Source organism: Arthrobacter sp. W4I7 (assembly GCF_030816215.1).
Lineage (GTDB): Bacteria > Actinomycetota > Actinomycetes > Actinomycetales > Micrococcaceae > Arthrobacter > Arthrobacter siccitolerans_A.
Window position 1 is genome coordinate 1,577,834 of the sequence record NZ_JAUSXU010000001.1, and the last position, 25,688, is coordinate 1,603,521.

Here is a 25,688-nt window from a genome sequence, read left to right on the forward strand (position 1 = left end):
CCGACCCCGGCAGGGTCAGTGGCTGGCGGTAACGCTCTCCAGCTGGAGGGAGTTCGCCGTTGCCTTTTCAAGCTGCGCGGCGAGTTCCGGGTTGTCATCGAGCTTGACGCCGTAGCCGGGCATCATGTCCTTGAGCCTGGACTGCCAGCCCTTGAAGTTCTTCGGGAAGGCCTTCCGGAGCAGTTCGATCATGATGGGCACTGCTGTGGAGGCTCCGGGCGAAGCACCCAGGAGTGCGCCGATGGAACCGTCACGGCCGGCAATGACTTCAGTGCCGAACTGAAGCACGCCGCCCTTCTGCGGGTCTTTCTTGATGATCTGTACACGCTGGCCGGCTGTAATCAGTTCCCAGTCGCCGGCTTTGGCTTCCGGGTAGTACTCGCGCAGCGCTTCCACCTTGTCACCATGCTTTTTGGCCACTTCCTTGACCAGGTACGCGGTGAGGTCCATGTTGTCCTTGGCAACGGCCAGCATGGGGATGATGTTGCTTGGCCTGATGGACAGCGGCAGGTCCAGGTAGGAGCCGTTCTTCAGGAAGTTGGTGGAGAAGCCGGCGTACGGGCCGAACAGCAGGGAACGCTTGCCGTTGACGTACCGGGTGTCCAGGTGGGGCACGGACATGGGCGGCGCACCCACGGACGCCTGGCCGTAAACCTTGGCGCTGTGCTGCGCTGCGAGGGTCTCGTCCGTGCAGCGGAAGAACTGCCCGGAGACCGGGAAACCGCCGTAGCCCTTGCTTTCCGGAATGCCGGAAGCCTGGAGGAGATGGAGGGCGCCGCCGCCGGCGCCCACAAAGACAAACTTCGCATGGATCTTGCCGTGTTCGCCTGACTTGGGGTACTTCAGCGAAAGGTTCCAGCCGCCGTCGGACGCCCTGGAGATCCCGGTGACATCGTGGCCGTAGTTGATTTCGACGCCGTTGTTCCCCAGGTACGTGGTCAACTCACGTGTGAGTGCCCCGAAGTCCACGTCGGTGCCCTCCGCGGCCCGGGTGGCTGCGATCCGCTGCTTCGGATCCCGGCCCTTCACGATCAGCGGAGCCCACTTGCCGATCTGGCCGTGGTCCTCGGAGTACTCCATGCTGCGGAACAGCGGGTGCGGCTTGAGGGCCTCATAGCGGGTCCTCAGGAACCGCGTGTTCTCCTCGCCGATCACAAAGCTCATGTGCGGCACGGTGTTGATGAAGCGCTTGGGCGAACCGATCAGGGACTGGTCCACAAGGTGGGACCAGAACTGGCGGGAAAGCTGGAACTGCTCGTTTATGAGCAATGCCTTGGTGGGATCCACCGAGCCGTCTTTGGCTGCGGGGGAGTAGTTGAGTTCACAGAGGGCGGCGTGGCCGGTTCCGGCGTTGTTCCACGGATCCGAGCTTTCCAGCCCCGGCTCGTCCAGCCGCTCGAACATGGAGATGGTCCAGTCCGGCTCCAACTGCTTGATGAATGCCCCCAGTGTGGCGCTCATGATGCCGCCGCCAATCAGGACGACGTCGGCATGTGGGGTCTTGGAAATGAAGGTCACGATCAGTCTCCGATTGCAGCGGCTCTGGCTGTCACAGAATATCCCCGGGCGGCCCTACTACTGAAATTGGGCTGGCCCGTCAAGGCTTCAGTTGTACTTTGGTGAAAACTTCATTTAAGACAGGCGATGCTGGATAGCTGACCACCCGGTCTGAAAGGGCCAGGGCCGAGATGGGGAAAGCGACGGGGACTGCGGGAACAGTGGCCGCGATCTGGGCATTGATGGTGTGATATTGCTCATCCCGCGCCTGTCCCTCCGGCATCCCGCGTGCCCTGTTGATCTTGGAGAAGACCTGCGCGTCCTGGTAGCCGAACTCGCCGTTCTTCTCGCCGAAAAGGGGGCCGACGAAATTGTCGGCATCGGAGTAGGAGCCGTTCCAGCCCAACAGGTGGAGTGCGTGGTCCCCGGGGGACTGCACCTTTTGCAGATACCCCTCGGACCAGTCCACGGGGACGGGCTTGACGTTGAAGCCCACGGCGGTGAGCTGCCGGCTGATTTCGGCGTAGACCTTCTCAGGGGTGGGGAGGTAGGGCCGGGTGACGTTCAGGGGATAGTAGAACCTCAGCTCCTCACCTGCGTAGGCGGCCTCTTTGAGATATTCCTTGGCCTTGGCGGGATCGTGCCCCAGCGCGGGGGCGTCGTTGTTGAAGCCGCTGATCTTCGGCGGGACGAACTGGGTGGCCACGGCAGTGTTGTCGATGAAGAACTTGCGGATCAGGGTTTCTTTATCGATCGCCAGCTCGATGGCCTGGCGGACCTTCTGGTTCTGCAGGACCGGGATTTCCTGGTTGAGCCCCAAGTACATCACCGAGAACGGGTCGCGCTGCACAATCTGCTTGCCGCGCTTCACCAGCTGGTCAAAGTTGCCCACGGTCACGGCGTCGTAGCCGTCGATCTTTCCGTCCAGCAGGGCCTGGAGACGGGCCTGGGGGTGGTTGTATGCAACGAAGTTGATAGTGGCGATCTGGCCGCGGTCTCCCCAGTACGCCGCGTTGCTGGCCAGGCTGACGCTGCCTTCGTCCCAGGACTTCAGGGTGAAAGGGCCGGTGCCCACCGGATTGGTGCCGAAGGCGGACATCGCCTGGCCGCCGCGGTTTTGGTCCAGCACGTCTGCCTTTCCTGAGGCAAGCGCTGCAGGGGAGGCGATGGCGAAGGCAGGCAGTGTCAGTGCCTGCAGGAATGCGGTAAAACGCTGGGTCAAGTCGATCCGCACAGTATCGGCGGCCAGGGCGGTGCAGCTCTTGAAGATGGACAGCTCCGGGTGGTCCGAGTGCGCCTTGAACACGCCCTTAAACGAACTACCGGGAGCCTGCCGGCGGAGGTCCTCCGTGAACGCGAACCACCGGTTGAAGTTGCTGCAGACCGCATCGGCGTTGAACGGTGTGCCGTCGTGGAACGTCACACCGCTGCGCAGCTTGAACGTGTAGGAGCGGCCTTCGTTGGATTCGCTCCACTCGGTGGCCAGCAGCGGGGTGGGTTTCCCGGTGGTCTGGTCCACCCCCACCAGTCCCTCGAGGATCTGCCGGGTGATCCGCTGGGACTCCACATCGCCGGACAGCGCCGGGTCAAGGCCCAGCGGCTGGACTGCTGTGCCGAAGTTGAAGGTGGCGGTGGGCTCCGCCGTCGTGCTGGGGGCAGGGGAGGTGGATGAGGGCGAGGGGGCCGGAACCGCGGTGCACGAGGTGACGCTCAACGCCAGGAGGGCGGCACCGGTCGTGAGGACCGTCCGCCGGGATGGACTGCTGGGCACTCGTTTACCACCTCGGGATCTTGCCGGCGCCGCCGGTTGCGGGCCGGGACCCAGTCTAGTTGACCTCCTGCTGCGCTTTCCGGGCGGCCCGCAGGCGCGGGCCTTTTAGCGTGCGGAGCCGCAACCTCGCCCCGCACGCTAAAAGGCCCGGGGCGCGTCCCTTTGTGGAACGGGCCCCGGGCCGCACACCCGGGATTACTGCTACAGCCCGGGTTCATTGTCTGCCTGGATTACTTCGGCATCAGGACCGAATCGATGAGGTAGACCGTCGCGTTCTTGGTCTTGACGCCGCCGCAGATCACGTTGGCGTTGTCCACCTTGAGGGTGTCACCGCTGCCTGTGACCGTGACGGAACCGCCCTGGACCGTGGCGTGGGTGCCGGCGATCTTGTCGGGAGTGATCTGGCCGGGAACCACGTGGTAGGTCAGGATCTTGCTCAGGAGGGCGTCATCGGTCTTCAAGGTTTCGATGGTTGCCGGATCGATCTTGGCAAAGGCGTCGTCAACCGGTGCGAAGACGGTGAATTCACCACCGTTGAGGGTGTCCACCAGGTCCACCTTCGGGTTCAGCTTGCCGGAAACGGCTGCCGTGAGGGTGGTCAGGATGGGGTTGTTGGATGCTGCTACGGCAACGGGGTCCAGGGCCATGCCTTCCACGGAACCTGCGCCCGTGGGGACCTGCTTGGCGTAGCCGGCGCAGCCGGTGCCCACCAGGTTGGCGGCGGGATCCATGCTGCCCGCTGAGGTGCTGGCTGACGGGGACGGGGCCATCGTGGAAGCCTTTGCCGAAGCCGAGGATGACGGCGCGGCGGCCGGTGCGGAGGAGCTTGAAGTGCCGGCCGTGCCGCCGCAGGCGGTCAGGCTGAGCAGAGCTGCAACTGCAACGCCTGCGACGCTGAAAGTGGTGCGCTTGATGGTCTGCATTTTGGTTCTCCTTGGGTTGAACATGTTTACCTGTCCGTGAACGGGATGTTCGCGGCGCTGATTGCCTCTGGCTGGTGGGCACCTGCCCTTGGCTGGTGTCTCACTGGGTATTCGGCTGCTGCAGAAACATGGATGGGTCAACTTCAAGGTCTTTTTCGGCGCGTCCGTGATTCCCGGAAATTCTTTTGCACGCCGGGGCCGCGTTGGTGGCCGCCGAGCCCTATGTACGGCCGGGAAACAAAAAGATCCCCCGGCCCGTGAACTGGTCACATAGGCCGGGGGATCTTTTTCGTTCAGTGCGCAAGGGGGGACTTGAACCCCCACGCCCGAAGGCACAGGAACCTAAATCCTGCGTGTCTGCCAATTTCACCACTCGCGCTTGGCTGCCCGCGCCGGATGTTCAAGCGCCTGAACCAGGGCCGGAAACGTACGACGGCGGATGCCAGTTTTTATTGTAGCGTCGCGCAGGCGTGAGCTGCGTCAGCGGCGGCAGGGTCAGGCGTCCAGCTTCAGGTCACGGCGCAGCTTGGCCACATGTCCGGTGGCCCGCACGTTGTACTGCGCCAGCGCCACCTTTCCGTCAGGGTCAACCACAATGGTCGAGCGGATCAGGCCCTCGTAGGTCTTGCCGTAGTTCTTCTTTTCTCCCCACGCGCCGTAAGCGTCCGCCACTGCATGGTCCTGGTCCGAGAGCAGCGGAAAGGTGAGGGTTTCGTTTGCAGCGAAGGCGGCAAGCTTCTGCACCGGATCCGGGGAGATGCCCAGTACGTCATAGCCTGCCGATTGCAGGGAGGCCAGGCTGTCGCGGAAATCGCAGGCTTCCTTTGTGCAGCCGGGGGTTGAGGCAGCCGGATAGAAGTACACGATGGTATGGCGCCCGGGGCGCGGTGCCAGGCTAACGTCCTTGCCGGACGAATCCTTCAGGGTGAAGTGTGGTGCGTCGTCACCTGTTGCGAGTCTGTCAGCCAATGTTTTTCTCCTTGTTGCAGGCGGGACACAACAGCCTAGTAAGCAGGCCGGAGCACTGCTAATCGACACTTGGCTATACTTGCTGCTATGCCTGATATGGATCAATGGCCCACAGGGCGCCTCTTGTCCACTGCTGCGCGCCTCGTAGAACACTCCTGGAATGAAAAACTCGGCGCTATCGGTCTCACCCACGCCGGTGTTATTGCCATCGAGGTCCTCAACGCGCAGGGCCCCATGACTCAGGCCCAGCTTGCCCAATACGTGCGGGTCCAGGCCCAGACCATGGGCAAAACCCTTAGCCGCCTGGAGGCCCACGGCCACATCGCCAGGGTCCGCAGCACCTCTGACCGCCGCAGCCACGTGGTGTCCCTCACCGAGAGGGGCAAGGAAGCCGTCGCCGCCGCCGTCGAGATGGAACGTACAGTCCTGGCAGCGGCCACCATCGACCCCGACGTCCTCCGGCAGGAACTCAAGGCAGTGGTCCGCGAGCTTGCGAGCCAGTTCGGATCGTCCACTGCCCAAGCACTTATCGAAAACCCGTCCCTGACCCCGTAGAGGCCGTCCCACTTCCGCCGGCATTGCCGGCGCCCGGCGTGATCACAGCCCTAGCAGGCTGGGGTCACGCTTTATTTTTTCGTTCATGACCTTCCGGCGACGCGCCATCACCTTCCGCGGCTTTTCGCGGGACGCGCCATCACCTCCCGCACCATTTCGCGGGACGCGCCATCACGTCCCGCGCCTTTTCGCGCGACGCGCCATCAGGTTCCGCGGCTTTCCCGCCGGACGCCTCATCACGTCCCGGGCGGGGTTCGACGGCGGTGCTGCCGCGAGCCTGGGTGCAGGAGGGTTTTCCCGGGGAAACATAAAAAGTACGGAGCCTTCGCCGATTTGATGCAGGAGGTGATGGAGCGTTTGCCGATTTGATGCAGGAGGTGATGGAGCGTTCCTCGGTAATTCTGCAAGGTTGGACGGGGCGCTGTGCCAAGTTCTTTGAGAGTTAAGCCTGCCCTGTGAATCAGCCGGGGCTCCGGCACAACAAAACAGCCCCCGGTTTGCGTTTCCGCAAGCCGGAGGCTGTTTTCCCAGTGGTGCACCCCCCGGGACTTGAACCCGGAACCCATTGATTAAGAGTCAATTGCTCTGCCAATTGAGCTAGAGGTGCATCTTTTGTTTCAATCGTTTGGGGCTTTTTCTTTCCCCGTTGATCTCCGCAACGACATGAAACTCTACACGAACTTTTGGTGCATGTGAAATCGGCGCTGGCCGCCTGGCCCCGGTCAGTCCGGAGGGGGCAAAACCAGCACAAAGTCGGGGTTTTCGTTGTTTGTCAGCAACCAAAAACCGCCCTCCGGAGTGTGGACCACATCCCGGATCCGCCCGAATTCGCGTGTGAAGTAACCCACAGGCGTGCCGGCTTCCTCTCCGGCCAAGGGCACTGTCCACATCCGCTCGCCGCGCAGTGCACCCAGGTACGCCGTTGAGCGCACAATTTCCAGTCCGCTCGGTGAGGATTCACTCGTTGCCGGCCATACGACTTTTGCGTCCTGGAACCCGGAGCGGTGGGGAGCGCCGGTGACGGCAGGCCACCCGTAGTTGCCGCCGGGCACAACCAGGTTCAGTTCGTCATCGACGTCCGGCCCGAACTCGCTGGCCCACAACCGCCCCTCACTGTCCCAGGCCAACCCCTGGACGTTCCTGTGTCCCAGGCTGTAAACAGCATTGCCGAACGGATTGCCCGGGGCCGGATCGCCGTCGGGTGTCAGGCGAAGGATCTTCCCGCCCAGCGCATCCGGATCCTGCGGCTGGTCCCTGCGCTGGGAATCGCCGGTCCCTGCATACAGCAGCCCGTCCGGTCCGAAACGGATCCTGCCCCCGTTATGGGTGGAGGCCTTCGGAATCCCTGTGAAGATCACTTCCGGTTCCCCGAGGGAGAGCGTGCCGTCACTGGCCGCCGCCAGGCGAAGGCGGGCAATCCTGTTGTCCGACCCGGAGGTGAAGTAGGCATAAAGGTAGCGGTCGGTTGCGAAAGCGGGGGACACCGCAAGCCCCAGCAGGCCGCCTTCCCCTCCCGGAACCACGCCCGGAACTCTACCCAGTTCCCTGGCTTCGCCCCCACGGACGGCTTTGAGAAGGGCGGTGTCGCGCTCCGAGATCACCGCTGTTCCGTCCGGCAGGAACACTGCGGCCCAGGGGATTTCCAGCTGCAGATCCAGGCGCTGCGGTGTTCCCGGAGCCGGATCGGCACCGGTTGTGCTAGTCAGCGAGGGGCTGCTTCCCGTGGGCGTGCCATCGGGCTTGCCTGTGCAGGACGCCAGGAGCAGCGCGAGGCAGACGGCCGCAGCCAGCGCGCCCACACCAGCCTGCCCCCGCGATGCGGCACGAGCGGTGCTAGATGCGCCTCCGCCGCGGCGCCCTGAAGCCCGCAGCTTCGGCATGGGCAGGCGATTCGAACCACACATCGGCCCTGGTCTGCTCATACTCGGGGTGTCCCTCCTCGTAGTACACCATGGCGCCGGCGTCGGCCTTGACGGTGTAATCCGCGGGCCCGCTTCCGTCAGAGGCAGCCGACGCCGAGCCCATACCGTAGGGCTCTTCCGCCGCCAGGTGCCCCGCTGGTTCCGTTCCTGTCGAAGGCATAGCCGCGGGCTGGTCCTGCCTATGGTCAGAGCCGGTTTCCACCAGTGCGGAAGATTGCGTCCGATCCTGCGTTTCCGTTGCGGCGGCGTCGCCTGGGAGGCCGGTGCCGGCACCGCCGGAAGAAGCCGTTGCGTTGCCGGCTTCGGCGGCGCCTGCGATACCTGTGTCCCCTGGCTCTTCCACTGCGGCCGTTTCGGCCCCGGGGAGGGTAGGGGCGTGGGGCGCGGTGTACTCGGTGTGGTGAACGGGCTGCGAGGCGCCGGCGGTATCCTCTCCGGTTTCGGAAGGCACTGCACCGGACCCGCTTTGCGCGGGCGGGACTGGCGTCGTCGCCGCTGCCCCTTCCCGCTGGGCCGTTGCTTCCCGGTGGGCCGCGCTTTGCCGTGGAGCCTCGCCTTCATGGGCCGGGGCTGAACCTGAAGCCTCCGACCACTGGGTTTCCCATTCAGCCTGATCCTGGATCCGCCGTTCTTCCCGGTCGGCGCCTTGCACGCTTCCGGAGCCTTCCGAGCTCCCGGCGTCTCGCCCGCTGTCAGCGGCGGCTGCGGTACCCACTGAGGAGGACCCCGCACCGCTGCGCTGTGTCCCGGCCGCGGGAACGTCATGGGCCCGGGCGGCAGTCCCGGCCGGCTCGTCGGCGGTGGTGGGGGCTGCAGGTTCTGCCGGGCGCCCGAATCCTGCTGCACTGGCTATACCGGAGGTGCCCGCAGCTTCGGCGGAAGCTGCGGCGCTGCCGCCGGAAAGTGCACCGTCAGTCCGGGTACCGCCGTCGGCGCGGGTCCTTTCGGCCTGCCCGCCGGCCTCGCGCGCAGCAGCGGACTTTTTGGCGTTCAGCCGCCACCAGACAACGCCCGCCAGCACAACGAGCAGAATGATCAAGAAGACAGCTTCCATGGCAATCCCTTCAGTCGGTTTGGCAAGCTCCTTTGCCCGACGCTACGTCGGGTCCACAGTGCTGTCCAGCACTTTGACCTGCAGGGACGTCCTTTTTCGCGGGGCAGTACGTGGCCCGTCCAGGTGAGGGGCAGTGAGGGCGGGATGACCTCGGTCAGACACATCCAGCGGAAGGTGATCCAAACCACAAAAGACCAAGCCGCGAGCAGCGGGTGATCTCATCATTCGAGACGGCAGTCCATCATCTGGTCAGAAATTTCCCGTTTTTGCGCTTAAAGGACGTCGGTCTGTCGTTGCGCCGTTCCGCGGAGCCATAGACTTTCCCCTATGAGTGAGGACACCCTGACGGGAACCGACAACAAGCCTGACATCAAACCGCGCAGCCGGGTAGTAACGGACGGCATCCACGCCGCCCCCGCGCGGGGCATGTTCCGCGCGGTCGGCATGGGCGATGACGACTTCGCCAAGCCCCAGGTGGGTGTCGCCAGCTCCTGGAACGAAATCACCCCGTGCAACCTTTCACTGAACCGGCTTGCCCAGGGCGCCAAAGAAGGCGTCCACGCAGGCGGCGGGTTCCCCATGCAGTTCGGCACCATCTCCGTTTCGGACGGCATCTCCATGGGCCACGAAGGCATGCACTTCTCACTGGTTTCCCGCGAAGTTATTGCCGACTCCGTGGAAACCGTGATGCAGGCCGAGCGCATTGACGGTTCGGTCCTGCTGGCCGGCTGTGACAAGTCCCTCCCGGGCATGCTGATGGCTGCAGCCCGCCTGGACCTGTCCAGCGTTTTCCTCTACGCCGGCTCCATCATGCCCGGCTGGGTCAAGCTCGAGGACGGCTCCGAAAAGGAAGTCACCCTCATTGACGCTTTCGAAGCTGTCGGAGCCTGCGCCGCAGGCAAGATGAGCATGGAAGACCTGACCCGGATCGAAAAGGCCATTTGTCCGGGCGAAGGCGCCTGCGGCGGCATGTACACGGCCAACACCATGGCCTGCATCGGCGAGGCGCTCGGCATGTCACTGCCCGGCTCCGCTGCCCCGCCCTCGGCAGACCGCCGTCGTGATGAATTCGCCCGCAAGTCCGGCGAAGCGGTGGTCAACCTGCTCCGCCAGGGAATCACCGCCCGCGACATCATGACCAAGAAGGCCTTCGAGAACGCCATCGCTGTCACCATGGCCTTCGGCGGCTCCACCAACGCCGTCCTGCACCTGCTGGCCATCGCCCGCGAGGCCGAAGTCGAACTCACCCTTGACGACTTCAACCGCATCGGCGACAGGATCCCGCACCTGGGTGACCTCAAGCCCTTCGGCCGTTACGTGATGACCGACGTCGACAAGATCGGCGGCGTGCCGGTCATCATGCGCGCACTGCTCGACGCCGGGCTGCTGCACGGCGACTGCCTCACCGTCACCGGCAAGACCGTTGCCGAGAACCTCGCGGCGATCAACCCGCCGGACCTGGACGGCAAGATCCTGCGCGCGCTGGACAACCCCATCCACAAGACCGGCGGCATTACCATCCTGCACGGCACCATGGCCCCCGAAGGCGCAGTGGTGAAGAGCGCGGGCTTTGACGCTGACGTCTTTGAAGGCACTGCCCGCGTCTTCGAACGTGAACAGGGCGCCCTCGACGCCCTGGACAAGGGCCGGATCCATGCCGGCGACGTTGTGGTCATCCGCTATGAAGGCCCCAAGGGCGGGCCGGGTATGCGCGAAATGCTCGCCATCACCGGCGCCATCAAGGGTGCGGGCCTGGGCAAGGACGTCCTCCTCCTCACCGACGGCCGGTTCTCCGGCGGCACCACCGGCCTGTGCATCGGCCACGTTGCCCCGGAAGCGGTCGACGGCGGCCCCATCGCGTTCGTGCAGGACGGCGACCGGATCCGCGTGGACATCGCGGCCCGCAGCTTCGACCTCCTGGTGGACGAAGCCGAGCTCGAAACCCGCAAGGTGGGCTGGGAGCCGCTGCCGGCCAGGTATACCAAGGGTGTCCTCGCCAAGTACGCCAAACTGGTGCACAGCGCCTCAACAGGCGCATACTGCGGGTGATACCTTCCCTTTGTGTGAGGCGCTGAGCGCCTCACACAAAGGGCCCCTCGGCATCACCCTTATTAAGCCCTTCCGGGTGGGGGTGATTAGCTGTAGGTTTGATCCCTCCAGCGGAGGGATCAATAAGTGGACAATGACGTCCACATGGTGAGATCGTGCAACGCCTCGTTGACACGTATCTTGCCCAGAGGGAACACTGAACTCATGACTTTCGTTACCGCCGGCACCGTCGTCGTCCTTACCAAGCGCGTGGCACATTAGCCCTGGTAACGAACCGTCACGCGCAAACCCCTCGAAGAGCCGCCAGGCTGAGGGGTTTTTTTATTTCCCGCAGTTTCCAAGAACCACAGATGATCCACAAGGAAGAGTCCGATGAGCAAAGGATCGCCGATCAGCCCCTCGCTGATGGCTACTAAGTCCGCTGGAGCCACCAAGGCTCCGGAACGCGCCGACCGCACGGCTGAGCACGCCGTCGTCGTCGCCGACCTTGCTGCCGCCTCTCCTGTCCTCGGGCCGAACAACGTTGTACCCCCCACGGTGATGACCGGCTCGCAAGCTATTGTCCGCTCGCTCGAAGAACTCGGCGTCGACGATATTTTCGGTTTGCCCGGTGGCGCGATCCTGCCCACCTATGACCCCTTGATGGCCTCCAGCATGAACCACGTCCTGGTCCGTCACGAACAGGGAGCCGGCCACGCCGCGCAAGGCTACGCCATGGTGACCGGGCGGGTGGGCGTCTGTATCGCCACCTCAGGCCCCGGCGCCACCAACCTCGTTACCGCCATCATGGATGCCCACATGGACTCCGTGCCGCTGGTGGCCATCACCGGCCAGGTGTCCAGCGGCGTCATTGGCACCGACGCCTTCCAGGAAGCGGACATCGTGGGCATCACGATGCCCATCACCAAGCACTCCTTCCTGGTGACCGATCCCAACGACATCCCGCACGTCATGGCCGAAGCGTTCCACCTGGCATCCACCGGACGCCCCGGCCCGGTCCTGGTGGACGTTGCCAAGGACGCCCAGGTTGGCCAGATGACCTTCTCCTGGCCGCCCCGGGTGGACCTTCCCGGCTACCGTCCCGTCACCCGCGGACACAACAAGCAGGTGCGCGAGGCTGCCAAGCTGATCGCCGCAGCCCGCAAACCCGTGCTCTACGTGGGCGGCGGTGTGGTCAAGGCCCATGCCTCTGCCGAGCTGCTGGCCCTCGCCGAGGCCACTGGCGCCCCGGTGGTGACCACGCTGATGGCCAAGGGCTCGTTCCCGGATTCCCATCCGCAGCACATGGGCATGCCCGGCATGCACGGCACTGTCTCGGCCGTTACCGCGCTGCAGCAGTCCGACCTCCTGATCACCCTCGGCGCGCGGTTCGATGACCGCGTCACCGGTGTGCTGAAGACCTTCGCACCCCACGCGAAGGTCATCCACGCGGACATCGACCCGGCCGAAATCTCCAAGAACCGCACCGCCGATGTCCCGATTGTGGGATCGGTGAAGGAAATCATTCCCGAACTCACGGAGGCGGTCCGTACCCAGTTCGAGGCCGCCGGCACGCCGGACCTCACCACCTGGTGGGCATTCCTTAACAACCTGAAGGAAACCTACCCGCTGGGCTGGACCGAGCCGGACGACGGACTGACTGCGCCGCAAAAGGTCATCGAGCGCATCGGTGCGCTGACCGGACCCGAAGGCATCTACGTGGCGGGCGTCGGCCAGCACCAGATGTGGGCCGCGCAGTTCATCAAGTACGAGCGTCCGCACGCCTGGCTCAACTCGGGCGGAGCCGGCACCATGGGTTACGCAGTCCCGGCCGCCATGGGCGCCAAGGTGGGGGAGCCGGACCGTGTGGTCTGGGCCATCGACGGCGACGGCTGCTTCCAGATGACCAACCAGGAACTGGCCACCTGCGCCATCAACAAAATCCCCATCAAGGTTGCCGTCATCAACAACTCTTCGCTGGGCATGGTGCGCCAGTGGCAGACCCTCTTCTACGAGGGCCGCTACTCCAATACCGACCTCAACACCGGCCACGACACCGTCCGCATCCCGGACTTCGTCAAGCTGGGGGAGGCCTATGGCTGCGCCTCGTTCCGCTGCGAACGCGACGAGGACATTGACGCCACCATCCAGAAGGCGCTGGAAATCAATGACCGCCCCGTGGTCATCGACTTCGTGGTGAGCCCCAACTCCATGGTGTGGCCAATGGTGCCCGCCGGCGTGAGCAACGACCAGATCCAGGTTGCCCGCAACATGACCCCGGAATGGGAAGAAGAGGACTGACCATGAGCCGCCACACACTCTCCGTCCTGGTTGAAGACAAGCCCGGCGTCCTGACCCGCGTCGCAAGCCTCTTCGCCCGCCGCGCCTTCAACATCAACTCCCTGGCCGTCGGCCCCACCGAAGTCCCGGGCATTTCCCGGATGACCGTGGTGGTCGACGCCGACGGCGACCTCATCGAGCAGGTCACCAAGCAGCTCAACAAGCTGATCAACGTCATCAAAATTGTTGAGCTGACCTCCGAATCTTCCGTACAGCGTGACCACATCCTGGTCAAAGTACGTGCGGATGCCGCAACACGTCTGCAGGTGACCCAGGCTGCAGACCTGTTCCGCGCCTCAGTGGTCGACGTCTCCACCGATTCCGTCGTCATTGAAGCAACCGGCCACCCCGAAAAGCTCACGGCACTGCTCTCAGTGCTGGAGCCCTTCGGCATCCGCGAAATTGTGCAGTCCGGCACCCTGGCCGTTGGACGGGGATCCCGCTCCATGAGTGACAGGGCGTTGCGCTCCGCGTAGGAACCTGCCGGGAACTTCCCGGCAGGGCGCGACGCCCGTAACCGCACCACCACAGAAATATCTACAATCCACTCAAGAGGAGTTACGCAAGTGACTGAAATGTTTTACGACGACGACGCCGACCTGTCGATCATCCAGGGCCGCAAGGTTGCCATTGTTGGCTACGGCTCCCAGGGCCACGCCCACGCGCTGAACCTGCGCGATTCCGGCGTCGAGGTTGTTATTGCCCTGAAGGACGGCTCCAAGTCCGCCGCCAAGGCCGAAGACGCAGGCTTCACGGTCAAGAACGTCGCCGACGCCGCCGAGTGGGCCGACGTCATCATGATCCTGGCACCGGACCAGCACCAGCGCTCGATCTACAACGACTCCATCAAGGACAAGCTGAAGCCCGGCAAGGCCCTTGCCTTTGCGCACGGCTTCAACATCCGCTTCGGCTACATCCAGGCACCGGAGGGCGTTGACGTCATCCTGATCGCTCCGAAGGCACCCGGCCACACCGTTCGCCGCGAGTTCGAGGCCGGCCGCGGCATCCCGGACATCATCGCCGTCGAGCAGGATGCTACCGGCTCCGCCTGGGATCTGGCCAAGTCCTACTCCAAGGCCATCGGCGGCACCCGCGCCGGCGTCATCAAGACCACTTTCACCGAAGAGACCGAAACCGACCTCTTCGGCGAGCAGTCCGTCCTCTGCGGCGGCGTGTCCCAGCTGGTCCAGTACGGCTTCGAAACCCTCACCGAAGCCGGCTACCAGCCGCAGATCGCCTACTTCGAGGTACTCCACGAGCTCAAGCTCATCGTTGACCTCATGTGGGAGGGCGGCATCGCCAAGCAGCGCTGGAGCGTTTCCGACACCGCTGAGTACGGCGACTACGTCTCCGGCCCGCGCGTCATCACCCCCGAGGTGAAGGAAAACATGAAGGCTGTCCTTGCCGACATCCAGTCCGGCGCCTTTGCCAAGCGCTTCATCGAAGACCAGGACAACGGCGGTGCAGAGTTCAAGGAACTGCGCGCCAAGGCCGAGCAGCACCCCATCGAGGCTGTTGGCCGCGAGCTCCGTTCGCTCTTCTCCTGGCAGCAGCAGGACGTGGACTACGTTGAAGGTTCCGCCGCGCGCTAAGGCAGCCCGTCAGGCGCCGCTATAAAGGCAGCAGTGAGGCCGGGTTCACACTTAACAATGTGAGCCCGGCCTTTCCGTCGGCCTAGACTTGTTCCATCCCCAGGACTGCAACGCAGAGGATCAGCCGTGTCAAAACCCGTAGTACTGCTCGCCGAAGAACTTTCCCCCGCCACCATTGAGGCCCTCGGCCCGGACTTCGACATCCGCCAGACCGACGGCGCTGACCGCTCCCAGCTGCTCTCTGCCATCGGCGACGTTGACGCGATCCTGGTCCGGTCGGCTACCCAGGTGGACGCCGAGGCCATCGCCGCGGCGAAGAACCTCAAGGTCATCGCCCGCGCCGGCGTGGGCCTGGACAACGTGGACATCAAGGCCGCCACCCAGGCCGGCGTCATGGTGGTCAACGCCCCCACGTCCAACATCGTTTCCGCTGCCGAGCTCACCGTGGGCCACATCCTGAGCCTGGCCCGCCACATCCCGCAGGCCAGTGCCGCCCTCAAGGACGGCGAGTGGAAGCGCTCCAAGTACACGGGCATCGAACTGTTCGAAAAGAAGATCGGCATCATCGGCCTCGGCCGCATCGGCGCCCTGGTGGCAGCCCGCCTGAAGGGCTTCGACACCAAGATCCTCGCCTACGATCCCTACATCACCTCCGCCCGGGCAGCGCAGCTCGGCGTGCAGCTGGTCACCCTGGACGAGCTCCTGGCGCAGTCCGACTTCATCACCATCCACATGCCCAAGACCCCCGAGACGGTCGGCATGCTGGGGGCGGATGCGTTCAAGAAGATGAAGGAGACCGCCTACGTCGTCAACGTGGCCCGCGGCGGCCTCGTGGATGAGGAAGCCCTCTTCGCTGCCTTGCAGGACGGCGAAATCGCCGGCGCCGGCGTGGACGTCTTCTCCAAGGAGCCCAGCACCGACCTGCCGTTCTTCAAGCTGGACAACGTTGTGGTCACGCCCCACCTGGGTGCCTCCACGGACGAAGCCCAGGAAAAGGCCGGCGTATCCGTGGCCAAGTCCGTCCGCCTCGCACTGGCCGGCGAGCTGGTTCCCGACGCCGTCAACGTCGCCGGCGGCGTCATCGCCCCGGACGTCCGCCCGGGCATCCCGCTGATCGAGAAGCTGGGCCGGATCTTCACCGCCCTCACCCACGACTCCCTGACGCAGTTCGACGTGGAGGTGGCCGGCGAGATTTCCTCCCTGGACGTCAAGGTCCTGGAGCTCGCAGCACTGAAGGGAATCTTCGCCGACGTGGTGACCGAACAGGTCTCCTACGTCAACGCCCCGGTTATCGCCGAGCAGCGAGGCATCAACGTCCGCCTGATCACCACCCCGGAGACCGAGTCCTACCGCAACGTCCTGACCCTGCGCGGGGCCCTCAGCGACGGCAGCCAGATCTCCGTGGCCGGCACCCTGACCGGACCCAAGCAGATCGAAAAGCTGGTGGGCATCAACGGCTTCGAAGTTGAAATCCCCATCAGCGAGCACCTCGTTGTGGTTGCGTACACCGACCGTCCCGGCGTGATCGGCACCATCGGCCACATCCTGGGCATGAACAACATCAACATCGCCGGCATGCAGGTGGCACGCCACGACCAGGGCGGCCAGGTCCTCGCACTGCTGACCATCGACAGCTCCGTGCCCCAGCAGGTCCTGGATGCCATCAAGGCCGGCATCGGTGCCGAGATGGTCCGGGAAGTGGACCTGGAGGACTAACCCAGGGTGGGGGAAACGCCGTAGCGTCGGCCTCCGCTCGGCGCGTCCGGGCGGGGCCACGTATGATTGGCCGGTCTGCTTACAATGGCTGGGTCCTGGTTCGGGACCATGCCGGCAGGCCGGCCAATACCTTTTGCACATCCGTCCGTGATCGTCCACGTCCGCCGCACGCGGACTCGAATGTGCGCACGCAATCCAGGTTTCAGGGAGTTCAATGAACGCCGTCCAGAGGTTCATCAGAAGCAGGGTGCTGCTGTTGACCGCGGCCATCCTGATCGCAGCCATGTGCTTGTCGGTCGTCGTCCAAAGTCAGTCGCAGGCGGCTCTCAGCCGGACCGTGAATGAAAATTCACGGGGCCTCTATGACGTCCTGGTCCAGGCCAAGGCGCCCTCGGGTAGCATGCTGCAGCCCGAGATCGCCAACGGCACCGGGGGCATCAGCTTCGAGCAGCTGGACGCCATCCGGAAGCTGTCCGGCACGTCCGTGGCAGCGCCCATCAGCCTGGTGTCCCGCGTGACCCAGAACCTCGAGGCCCCGCGGCTGGACGCCATGGATTACCTCGGCTACAACGCCGGGCTGGCAGGAACCGCGACGGCGGACCAGGCCGCAGGTGCCACCGCTCCGGCCCAGTGGCCCGCGGCAGAGTCCGTGTTGAGCGATCAAGCGAAGAAATACCGGCTCACGGCCAGCGCCGTCAGTTCCGACGGTGTTTCCGAGCAGACGCTGTTCAAGTCCACCGCCGAAGGCACCCTCGGCAAAGCCAAGCTCGTCGAGCAGCAGGCCGCCGGGGGAAGCAGCATCCGCATCGCGGCCCCCGAAGGCGAAACGGGCATCAAGTTCGCGGCACCGGCGGGCGGTTCAGAGCACAACCTCTTCAACCTGTCCGTGTCACTGCCCCTTGCCCCGGAAGTCACGGAGTCAGTGGTCGCCGTCGATCCTGCCGCCGAACGCGCCCTGCTGGGATCTTCCGGGGATTTCCTTGCCCCGCTGGAAAAGGCTCCGCCAGCCGACGCCCGCAACGCCGGCGCCGTCGGACGGTACCTGGAAGGCCTCTTCACCAACGGCATCGGCCTGGACCAGCTGAAGGAAGGACCTGACTTCCTCGGCGTGAAGCTCAAGTACTGGGCACCTCTGATGACCCAGTACCAGCAGGCCAAGCGCACCGGCCAGCTCACCGCAGACTCCCAGGCCATACCCCTGGTGGTCCGCTCGGGCACATCACTGGACCTGAAGTACAACGTCAAGATCGAAGAAATCGACGGCGCCGGCAAGGTGGTCAAGGACGTCGGAACAGTCTCCAGGTCCTTGGGCCAGGACTACCTGCCGTTCGTCTCCAAGGACCCCTTCGTCCTCTCCTGGCCAGGATCCACGGACCACACATCTCTCCTCGGCGCCGCCGGCAACTTCAACCAGGGGCTCTACACGCCCGCCCAGTGGAGCACCGCTTTCGCTGCGGCCCCGCAGTACACCGACGGCAAAACAGCAGCCAACGGCGCAGTGGACAAGGCTGCAGTGCCCGGCGAATGGGTTACCGTGAACCGGCTGCCCGAAAAGAGCGCCAACGGCACCCCCGTGGACCAGACCCAGCGCGAACCCGTGGACGAGCGGTCCTACCGCGAAAACCTGGAGACCGGCGCGAAGAAGGTCTCGGCTCCGCTGGCCATGGTGTACGGCACCTTCGACCCCTCCGCCGTGGCGAAGGCGGCCGGTGACGTCAACAGGCTGCCCCTCGGCGGCTACGACCCCACCCCGTTCAGCCTGGTCAAGGACGCCGAGGGCAAGGACGTTCCGGCCGCCGAGCTTAAGCCTTCCCTGAGCGCCACCGGGCTTGCCAGCCAGTCCGCCGGCGCCATCACCGATTACTACGGCCTCGCGGCCGCCCGCGGCTACACGCAAAACGCGGCAGTAATCGATGCCGTCCGTGTCCGCGCTGACGCACCCGGAAGCTGGAAGGAGGCCCAGCCGGAGGTTGAAAAGCTGGCCGCCGAGATCCGGAACATGGGCCTGGAAGCCACTGTCGTGGCCGGCTCCGCCCGTGAAGACGCCAGCATCTTCGTTCCCGGCTACTCCAAGGACGACGCCGGCAAGGAGTCGGCCCTGGGCACGGTCCAGCAGTCCTGGGTCCGGCAGAACGCTGCCGACGCCGTGACCGGGTCCCTCTCCGGAACCAACATCACGCTGCTCTTCCTGACGCTGTGCGGGGCTGCACTCCTGACCGGTGCCTCCACCGTGAGCTACATCCGTAAACGGCGCTCCGAAGCCGGAACCCTCCGCGCCATGGGGTGGACCCAGCGCCGGATCCGCAGCTGGGTCCTGGAGGAATTCGGGGTGGGCGCGGTCCTGCTTGCCGTTGCCGGCCTCGTCCTGAGCCTTGTGAGCTGGAGCCTCGCCACCGCCCTGGTGTCCGTTTCCGTCCTGGTGCTGTACGCCGCAGCGGCCTTCTTTGCCGCCCAGCAGCTCCGCCACCGCGATGTCATCGACCAGGAGCCGCAGCATGACGAAAGGCTCATCCCGGTGGACTCGCCGCTGACCTTCGCGAACCGTCAGCTCGGCACCAACAAGTTCAACACGCTGTCCCTGGCTGTTGCTGTCGGCGTCTTCGGCGCCGCCGTGGGCGGGCTGATCGCGCTGCTGATCGACATCCCCCGTGCGGCCGGCGCCAGCGCACTGAGCGGCCTCGCGGCTGCCAGCGTTGCCCTGCCGAGCATCCTTCTGGCGCTCTCCGGCGTGGTGGTGGGACTGGTGCTCACCCTCGTCACCGGGCGGTTTGAACTCAATGCCAAGCGCCAGTACCTTGGCATCCTCGAAGCCATGGGCTGGAACCCGGACATGCTCCGCCAGGTCCGGTTGTTCGAGAATGCGCTGGTGGGAACCGTGGCCCTGCCGCTGGGCGTGCTGGGCGCCCTCGGCATCGGCCTGCTGCTGGCCCCCTACGCCGCCCTGTGGGCAGGCGTGGCCGGGCTCGTGGCTGTACTTTGCTGGATACCGATTGCAACGAAAGTGGTCCAATGACAAACCCGACGAATGTCCAGCGGAGCCGCCGGTCCGGCTCCGGCGACGTCCCCCTGCAGACGCGCGCCAATACCATCGTCAAGGCCGCTGACCACGGGACCCCGCTGGAACTGAGCGACATCACCATCCGCTACGGGGGCGGCAAAGGCGGGGCGGAAGCCGTCAGCGTGGTGGAAGGCTTCGACCTGACGCTGCACGCGGGCGAGATGCACTGCGTCGCCGGCCGAAGTGGCTCGGGCAAGACCAGCATCCTGACAGTCAGCGCCGGACTGACCCTGCCGACGTCGGGCCGCGTCTTCTGGGAAGGCGACTCCCTCGAAAGCATGGGCGACGACGAAATCGCCGACCGCCGTCGGGCACTCATCGGCTATGTGGACCAGGGCGGTGCCCTGATCGACGGGATGAGCGCCCTGGAGAACGTGCTGTTGCCGGCGGTTCCCGACGGCGAAGTGGACCAGCGCCGGGACATGGCCAAGGACCTGCTGGATCTGGTGGGCCTGGGCCGCCGCATGCGGCACCGCCCCGCCCAGCTGTCCGGCGGTGAACGCCAGCGCGTCGCAATCGCCCGGGCACTGATTCTGGGCACCAGGGTCCTCGTCGTGGACGAACCCACGGCGAGCCTCGACCGAGCTTCCGCGAACCGCATTATCAGCATCCTGAAGGACACCACGTCCGATGGCATCGCAGTGCTGGTTGCCTCGCACGACCATGAACTCGTCCGGCTCAGCGATACCCTGACTGAACTGATCTAGCCTGTCCCTCCGCACCGAAGGTAACGTCCTCCCGTGACTGCTTCAGAGAAAACGCCGTTCTACATCACCACGGCCATCACCTACCCCAACGGCGTGCCCCACATCGGCCACGCCTACGAGTACATAGCCACCGACGCCATGGCGCGCTTCAAGCGGCTGGACGGTTATGACGTGATGTTCCTGACCGGCACGGACGAGCACGGGATGAAGATTGCCCAGACCGCGGAAAAGGAAGGCATCACGCCCAAGGAACTGGTGGACCGGAACGCCGAGGTCTACAAGGACGCGCATGCAGCCCTGGGCATCACGTACGACCGCTTTATCCGCACTACTGACCAGGACCACTACGCCGCCTCGCAGGCCATCTGGAAAAAGATGGGGGCCAACGGGGACATCTACCTTTCAAAGTACGAGGGCTGGTACTCCGTGCGGGACGAGGCGTTCTACGGCGAGGACGACACTGTGGTCAAGGACGACGGCGTGCGCTACTCCAAGGAGACGGACACCGAGGTGACCTGGACGGCTGAGGAGAGCTACTTCTTCCGACTTTCGGCCTATCAGGACAAGCTCCTCGCACTTTACGAGGCGCAGCCTGAGTTCGGCGCCCCGCAATACCGCTTTAACGAAGTCATCAGCTTCGTGAAGCGCGGCCTGGAGGACCTGTCCATCAGCCGCACCACCTTCGACTGGGGCGTCCCGGTACCCGGCAACGACAAGCATGTGATGTACGTCTGGGTGGATGCCCTGACCAACTACCTCACCGGTGTGGGCTACCCGGACGTCGACTCAGAGAAGTTCCGGAAGTTCTGGCCTGCCGATGTCCACATCATTGGCAAGGACATCTCCCGCTTCCACGCCATCTACTGGCCGGCCTTCCTGATGAGCGCCGGACTGGACCTGCCGAAGCGGGTCATGATCCACGGCTTCCTGCACAACAACGGCGTTAAGATGTCCAAGTCCCTGGGCAACGTGGTGGCCCCGGCCGACTTCGTGGCACAGTACGGCCTTGACCAGGTGCGGTTCTTCTTCCTGCGCGAGGTGCCGTTCGGAGCTGACGGCAGTTACAACCATGAGGCGATCGTCGGCCGGATGAACGCCGACCTTGCCAACAACTTCGGAAACCTGGCCCAGCGTTCCCTGTCCATGGTGGCGAAGAACTGCGAAGGCAGGGTCCCGGTTCCTGGTGCATTCACGGATGCGGACAACGCGATCCTTGCACAGGCCGGCGGCCTCCTCGAAGCCGCACGGGCAGCGTTTGAAAAGCAGGAATTCAGCCGCGCCCTCGAAGTAATCTGGGGCGTGCTGGGCGACACCAACGCCTACTTCGCCGAGCAGGCACCCTGGGTGCTGCGGAAGACCGACGTCGAACGCATGAACACTGTGCTGTACGTGACGCTGGAAGTCCTGCGCATCGTGGCCATCCTGGCCCAGCCGGTGATGCCAACGGCAACGGCCGCGCTCCTGGAGACCCTGGGTCAGCCCGAAGGGGAGGCCCGGCAGTTCGCCGCCATCGGCACGCGCCTTGCTGCCGGCACGGAATTGCCGGCACCAGCCCCGGTGTTCCCCAAGTATGAGGAGCCTGCGGAAGCTTAAAATGCGTCACGGCGTGCGCCGTGTTCGCATAATGAGACAGCTTGACCAGCATATGGATGACCTCGCTACGCTGAAAGCATGAGCGCATCCTCCATCGATCTTGCAGTTATCCCCGGCGACGGCATTGGCCCTGAGGTCATTGCGGAGGCACTGAAGGTGCTGGAGAAGGCCGTGGCGGCCGAGGGCGTCGAGCTTAAGCAAACGCACTACAAGCTCGGCGCGGAGCATTGGCTGGCCACCGGCGAAACCCTCCCGGACCACGTCCTGGCAGACCTCCGCACCCGGGACGCCATCCTGTTCGGCGCCGTGGGGGCAGCCCCGGGCGACACGCGCATTCCGTCCGGCATCATCGAACGCGAGATGCTGCTCAAGCTCCGCTTCAGCCTGGACCACTACGTCAACCTGCGGCCTTCACGGCTCTACGGAACGGTGGGCAGCCCCCTGGCCAACCCCGGTGTCATCGATTTCATCGTGGTGCGCGAAGGAACCGAAGGCCCGTACGTCGGCAACGGCGGCACCCTCCGCGCGGGCACGCCGCACGAAGTGGCCACCGAAGTTTCGCTGAACACGGCCCACGGCGTGGAGCGCGTGGTCCGGGACGCCTTCCGCCGCGCCAGCCTCCGGGAGCGCAAGCACCTCACCCTGGTCCACAAGCACAACGTCCTCGTCTTCGCAGGCCACCTGTGGAAGCGCACTGTCGAGGCGGTGGCCCAGGAGTTCCCGGAGGTCACGCATGACTACCTCCACGTGGACGCCGCCACCATCTTCATGGTCACTGACCCGTCACGCTTCGACGTGATCGTCACGGACAATCTCTTCGGCGACATCCTCACCGACCTCGCCGCAGCCATCACCGGCGGCATCGGCCTGGCTGCCTCGGGGAACATCAACATGGACCGCACCGCGCCGTCCATGTTCGAACCGGTCCATGGTTCGGCCCCGGACATCGCCGGACAGGGCAAAGCCGACCCCACCGCCGCCATCCTGTCGGCGGCACTGCTGCTGGACCACCTCGGCTTCGCCGCAGCGGCGCGCAGGATTGAAGCAGCAGTAGTTGCCGACGTCGAAAAGCGCGACGACGGGGCACGCAGCACCAGCGCGGTGGGCGACGCCATCGCCGCCGGCCTCTAGCCGCGCCGGGGCCTGCCGGCAACGGGCGTAAGCTTGTCTCGAATCACCAAATGCCGCCTTGCCGTTCAACGCTGAATCCAGGGCGGCCGATCGTGGAGGAACCATGACTCAGACTGCCCACGGCGTCGAATTTAGCCAGCAACTCTCGGCCAACCCGAAGTCTGCTGAAGAGCGTGCAGCCATCCTGGCGAACCCGGGATTCGGCAACTACTTCACCGACAACACCGCCATCGTCGACTACAGCGTGGACGAGAACGGCAACGGCGGCTGGCAGAATGCCAGGATTGAAGCGTACGGGCCGATCGTCCTCGATCCCTCCGCTGCTGTTTTCCACTACGGCCAGGAGATCTTCGAGGGGCTCAAGGCCTACCGCCACGCCGACGGATCCATCTGGACCTTTCGGCCGGAGGCAAACGCTGCCCGCCTGAACAAGTCCGCCCGCAGGCTCGCCCTGCCCGAACTGCCGGCTGAGTACTTCCTCGGCGCCATCCGCGAACTCGTGGCAGCTGATAAGGAATGGGTCCCCAGCGGCGACGGTGAAGCACTGTACCTGCGGCCGTTCATGATCGCCACCGAAGCCTTCCTCGGCGTTCGCGCAGCCCGCGAAGTCTCCTTCCGGGTGATCGCTTCGCCCGCCGGCAACTACTTCGGCGGCGAGCTGAAGCCGGTATCCATCTGGATCTCCCGCGAGTACGCCCGCGCCGGCCGCGGCGGAACCGGCGATGCCAAGTGCGGCGGCAATTACGCTGCCTCCCTTATCGCCCAGCAGGAAGCTGAAGCCAACGGCTGCAAGCAGGTCCTCTTCCTGGACCACTTCAACGATGACGCGGTGGAAGAACTGGGCGGAATGAACGTGTTCTTCGTGCTGAAGGACGGCTCACTGGTGACCCCCGCGCTGACCGGCACCATCCTGGAAGGCGTTACCCGGATGTCCGTCATCCAGGTAGCCAAGGACATGGGCAGCGAAGTCGTCGAGCGCAAGATCACCCTTGAAGAGTGGCGCGACGGCGTTGCCTCAGGTGACATCGCAGAGGTCTTTGCGTGTGGCACGGCGGCAGTGATCACGCCCATCGGTGTTCTGAAGGACGCCACCGAATTCATCGGTTCCGAGGATGCCAAGGCAGGGGAGACCACCATGGCCATCCGCCAACAGCTGCTCGGCATCCAGACAGGCGCCGTCCCCGATACCCACGGCTGGCTCACCCGCCTCGCTTAGTCCCGCTTTTACCTGACTGCAGCAATTACGACGGCGCCTGCCGGGCTCATGCCCGGCAGGCGCCGTTCGTTCTGCAACCCGGAGATTAGCGCCGCGCAGCCTTCCGGGCGGCATTCTTCAGCGCCTTGCGGGATACGGGCTTAAGGGCCTTCCTGGCCGCTTCCTCCTCCAGGGCCCGCTGACGTCGGGCATCAAGGAGGTCATTCCACAGGGTGGTAGCGAAAACTCCCCCGTCCTGGCTGTACAACTCATAGGGATACGAGGCAAACCCAGCCGGGGGAGTGCCGTCAGGAAGCTGTTCGCCCGAGGTCCGGGCCACGGCATCCGCTACCGCCCACGTTTCGGTCAGGTGGGGCACCAGGTTGACTTCCACAAACGCGCTCGGGTCGGCGGATACGGCAGCCCTCTCGAGCAGGATCTCGAGCTGCTGTTCCAGGTGTTCGGCGGCTGCCTCTGCAACTGGCGTCCCGTCATCGGTGGCCTTGGCCAGCACGGCTTCCTGTTCGGCCACCGCTTCCGCCCAGTCGTCTGTGCGGCGGAATGCCTGCCAGGTGGGGAACCAGACCACGGCGCCGGTGGCGTGGTTGTGGATGTGCCGGAGGCCGGTGCTCTTCTCAGTGGCAGCATGGTCATGGCCGGCGGCATCAGCGCCGGCGAGGAGGTCTGCAAGAGTAGTGGTGGTGCTCATTATGTCTGGTCCGCTTCCTGGTGGAGTTGATGTGGTCTTCCGGCGTCAACCCGGTCTGCTGGCTGTTCTATTCCTGCTGGCAAGGGATGTTGGGCCCGCGCTCGGTGCGAAGATAGGAAAGTGACTTCAGCTTCCGGCCCCGTCCTCCAGCGCAGCTCTGGCCTGACCCAGTTCATCCTGGCCCCCAATCCCGGGCCGATGAGCCTGGACGGGACCAACTCCTACGTGCTGCGGGTGCCCGGTTCTGCCGGCGCCGTGGTGGTGGACCCGGGACCGCTGGACGAGGCGCACCTCCAGGCCCTTGCCGGTGCGGGGCCCGTGAAACTGATCCTCATCACCCACCGCCACGCCGACCACACAGCAGGTTCGGCCCGGCTGCACCAGCTGACGGGGGCTCCCGTCCGTGCCGCCGATGGTGTCCACTGCCATGGAAGCGGCACGGCGCTGCAGGACGGGGAGGTACTGTCCGCAGCCGGGGTCGAGGTGAGGGTCATGGCCACGCCTGGCCACACCTCCGATTCCGTGTGCTTCCACCTCCCCGCCGACGGCACGTCCGGTTCCACACTTACCGGGGATACCATCCTGGGCCGCGGCACCACCGTTCTTGACTACCCTGACGGGACCCTCGCGGACTACCTCACGTCGCTGGACAGGCTGGAAGCCTTGGGGCCCGGGACAGTCCTTCCCGCCCACGGTCCAGTACTGCCGTCCCTTGCGGATATCGCCCGCGCCTACCGCAGCCACCGCCTCGAACGGCTGGCGCAAATCCGCGCGGCCCTGGACAGCCTGGGCCGGGACGCGGCCGTAGGTGACGTCGCCGACGCCGTCTATGCCGACGTCGACCCTTCCGTCCGGCGGGCCGCCGAGACCTCTGTTGCCGCCCAGCTTCACTACCTGCGCGGCGGAGCAGCGCCGCAGTAGCGCCGCC

Annotated in this window: 19 protein-coding genes and 2 tRNA genes; 12 read left to right on the top strand and 9 right to left on the bottom strand. The window is 64.9% G+C overall.

Annotated elements, in window-relative coordinates:
- Positions 1–15: 15 nt before the first annotated feature.
- The 5 genes from QF047_RS07260 to bcp all read right to left on the bottom strand — a co-directional run bounded on the left by QF047_RS07260 (position 16) and on the right by bcp (position 5,160).
- Entirely contained in the window at positions 16–1,518 is a 1,503-nt protein-coding gene (locus QF047_RS07260; RefSeq protein WP_306634227.1) for a malate:quinone oxidoreductase, read from the bottom strand.
- A gap of 79 nt (positions 1,519–1,597) precedes the next feature.
- Positions 1,598–3,268, bottom strand: coding sequence for an ABC transporter substrate-binding protein (locus QF047_RS07265; protein WP_306634226.1), 1,671 nt, complete (start codon positions 3,266–3,268; stop codon positions 1,598–1,600).
- Between the two features lie 230 nt (positions 3,269–3,498).
- Positions 3,499–4,191: a fasciclin domain-containing protein gene (locus tag QF047_RS07270; protein WP_307275175.1), complete on the bottom strand. Its 693-nt coding sequence runs from the start codon at positions 4,189–4,191 to the stop codon at positions 3,499–3,501.
- A 297-nt stretch (positions 4,192–4,488) separates the two neighbouring features.
- Positions 4,489–4,570, bottom strand: a tRNA-Leu gene (locus QF047_RS07275).
- Between the two features lie 116 nt (positions 4,571–4,686).
- Positions 4,687–5,160 carry a thioredoxin-dependent thiol peroxidase gene (gene bcp / locus QF047_RS07280; RefSeq protein WP_307275177.1) on the bottom strand — a complete coding sequence of 158 codons (474 nt, stop codon included), beginning with the start codon at positions 5,158–5,160 and terminating at the stop codon, positions 4,687–4,689.
- 96 nt (positions 5,161–5,256) lie between these two features.
- Between bcp and QF047_RS07285 the strand changes: the two genes are divergently transcribed.
- Complete coding sequence (locus QF047_RS07285) at positions 5,257–5,715, top strand: MarR family winged helix-turn-helix transcriptional regulator (RefSeq protein ID WP_306639090.1); 459 nt, start codon at positions 5,257–5,259, stop codon at positions 5,713–5,715.
- A 531-nt stretch (positions 5,716–6,246) separates the two neighbouring features.
- Here the strand turns inward: QF047_RS07285 and QF047_RS07290 are convergent.
- From QF047_RS07290 to QF047_RS07300, 3 genes are all read right to left on the bottom strand, one after another.
- A tRNA-Lys gene (locus QF047_RS07290) sits at positions 6,247–6,322 on the bottom strand.
- 115 nt (positions 6,323–6,437) lie between these two features.
- Complete coding sequence (locus tag QF047_RS07295) at positions 6,438–7,514, bottom strand: sorbosone dehydrogenase family protein (RefSeq protein ID WP_307275180.1); 1,077 nt, start codon at positions 7,512–7,514, stop codon at positions 6,438–6,440.
- Between the two features lie 34 nt (positions 7,515–7,548).
- A complete protein-coding gene (locus QF047_RS07300) occupies positions 7,549–8,691 on the bottom strand; it encodes a hypothetical protein (protein WP_307275183.1) in 1,143 nt (380 codons plus the stop codon).
- Between the two features lie 327 nt (positions 8,692–9,018).
- Between QF047_RS07300 and ilvD the strand changes: the two genes are divergently transcribed.
- The 10 genes from ilvD (at position 9,019) to QF047_RS07350 (ending at position 24,072) form a co-directional block, all read left to right on the top strand.
- A complete protein-coding gene (gene ilvD, locus QF047_RS07305) occupies positions 9,019–10,740 on the top strand; it encodes a dihydroxy-acid dehydratase (RefSeq protein ID WP_306634219.1) in 1,722 nt (573 codons plus the stop codon).
- A 372-nt stretch (positions 10,741–11,112) separates the two neighbouring features.
- Positions 11,113–13,020, top strand: coding sequence for an acetolactate synthase large subunit (locus QF047_RS07310; protein ID WP_306634218.1), 1,908 nt, complete (start codon positions 11,113–11,115; stop codon positions 13,018–13,020).
- Positions 13,021–13,022: 2 nt separating this feature from the next.
- A complete protein-coding gene (ilvN, locus tag QF047_RS07315; protein WP_050054685.1) occupies positions 13,023–13,535 on the top strand; it encodes an acetolactate synthase small subunit in 513 nt (170 codons plus the stop codon).
- 90 nt (positions 13,536–13,625) lie between these two features.
- A complete protein-coding gene (ilvC, locus tag QF047_RS07320; RefSeq protein ID WP_307275188.1) occupies positions 13,626–14,651 on the top strand; it encodes a ketol-acid reductoisomerase in 1,026 nt (341 codons plus the stop codon).
- A gap of 126 nt (positions 14,652–14,777) precedes the next feature.
- Positions 14,778–16,367 carry a phosphoglycerate dehydrogenase gene (gene serA, locus QF047_RS07325; protein ID WP_306634216.1) on the top strand — a complete coding sequence of 530 codons (1,590 nt, stop codon included), beginning with the start codon at positions 14,778–14,780 and terminating at the stop codon, positions 16,365–16,367.
- 214 nt (positions 16,368–16,581) lie between these two features.
- Complete coding sequence (locus tag QF047_RS07330; RefSeq protein WP_307275191.1) at positions 16,582–19,380, top strand: ABC transporter permease; 2,799 nt, start codon at positions 16,582–16,584, stop codon at positions 19,378–19,380.
- Entirely contained in the window at positions 19,377–20,132 is a 756-nt protein-coding gene (locus QF047_RS07335) for an ABC transporter ATP-binding protein (RefSeq protein WP_306634214.1), read from the top strand. Before QF047_RS07330 ends, QF047_RS07335 begins: the two co-directional genes overlap by 4 nt.
- A 33-nt stretch (positions 20,133–20,165) precedes the next feature.
- Entirely contained in the window at positions 20,166–21,725 is a 1,560-nt protein-coding gene (gene metG / locus QF047_RS07340) for a methionine--tRNA ligase (protein WP_307275195.1), read from the top strand.
- 78 nt (positions 21,726–21,803) lie between these two features.
- On the top strand, positions 21,804–22,856 hold the full coding sequence (locus QF047_RS07345; RefSeq protein ID WP_307275196.1) for a 3-isopropylmalate dehydrogenase: 1,053 nt from the start codon (positions 21,804–21,806) through the stop codon (positions 22,854–22,856).
- A gap of 103 nt (positions 22,857–22,959) precedes the next feature.
- Positions 22,960–24,072, top strand: a complete 1,113-nt coding sequence (locus QF047_RS07350; protein WP_307275198.1) for a branched-chain amino acid aminotransferase — start codon at positions 22,960–22,962, stop codon at positions 24,070–24,072.
- An 85-nt stretch (positions 24,073–24,157) separates the two neighbouring features.
- On the opposite strand, the gene QF047_RS07355 is transcribed toward QF047_RS07350, so the two are convergent.
- The gene (locus QF047_RS07355) at positions 24,158–24,760 is read right to left on the bottom strand and encodes a hypothetical protein (RefSeq protein ID WP_307275199.1); all 603 of its coding nucleotides are present in this window, start codon (positions 24,758–24,760) and stop codon (positions 24,158–24,160) included.
- A gap of 120 nt (positions 24,761–24,880) precedes the next feature.
- On the opposite strand from QF047_RS07355, the gene QF047_RS07360 reads away from it, so the two are divergent.
- Positions 24,881–25,681: an MBL fold metallo-hydrolase gene (locus QF047_RS07360; protein WP_307275201.1), complete on the top strand. Its 801-nt coding sequence runs from the start codon at positions 24,881–24,883 to the stop codon at positions 25,679–25,681.
- The last annotated feature ends 7 nt before the right edge of the window (positions 25,682–25,688 follow it).

Excerpts from the sequence above, each read along its gene's own strand:
- QF047_RS07270 (WP_307275175.1), bottom strand. The coding sequence starts at position 4,191 with ATGCAGACCATCAAGCGCACCACTTTCAGCGTCGCAGGCGTTGCAGTT.
- QF047_RS07285 (WP_306639090.1), top strand. The coding sequence starts at position 5,257 with ATGGATCAATGGCCCACAGGGCGCCTCTTGTCCACTGCTGCGCGCCTC.
- QF047_RS07300 (WP_307275183.1), bottom strand. The coding sequence starts at position 8,691 with ATGGAAGCTGTCTTCTTGATCATTCTGCTCGTTGTGCTGGCGGGCGTT.
- ilvD (WP_306634219.1), top strand. The coding sequence starts at position 9,019 with ATGAGTGAGGACACCCTGACGGGAACCGACAACAAGCCTGACATCAAA.
- QF047_RS07310 (WP_306634218.1), top strand. The coding sequence starts at position 11,113 with ATGAGCAAAGGATCGCCGATCAGCCCCTCGCTGATGGCTACTAAGTCC.
- ilvN (WP_050054685.1), top strand. The coding sequence starts at position 13,023 with ATGAGCCGCCACACACTCTCCGTCCTGGTTGAAGACAAGCCCGGCGTC.
- QF047_RS07330 (WP_307275191.1), top strand. The coding sequence starts at position 16,582 with ATGAACGCCGTCCAGAGGTTCATCAGAAGCAGGGTGCTGCTGTTGACC.
- QF047_RS07335 (WP_306634214.1), top strand. The coding sequence starts at position 19,377 with ATGACAAACCCGACGAATGTCCAGCGGAGCCGCCGGTCCGGCTCCGGC.
- QF047_RS07345 (WP_307275196.1), top strand. The coding sequence starts at position 21,804 with ATGAGCGCATCCTCCATCGATCTTGCAGTTATCCCCGGCGACGGCATT.
- QF047_RS07350 (WP_307275198.1), top strand. The coding sequence starts at position 22,960 with ATGACTCAGACTGCCCACGGCGTCGAATTTAGCCAGCAACTCTCGGCC.
- QF047_RS07355 (WP_307275199.1), bottom strand. The coding sequence starts at position 24,760 with ATGAGCACCACCACTACTCTTGCAGACCTCCTCGCCGGCGCTGATGCC.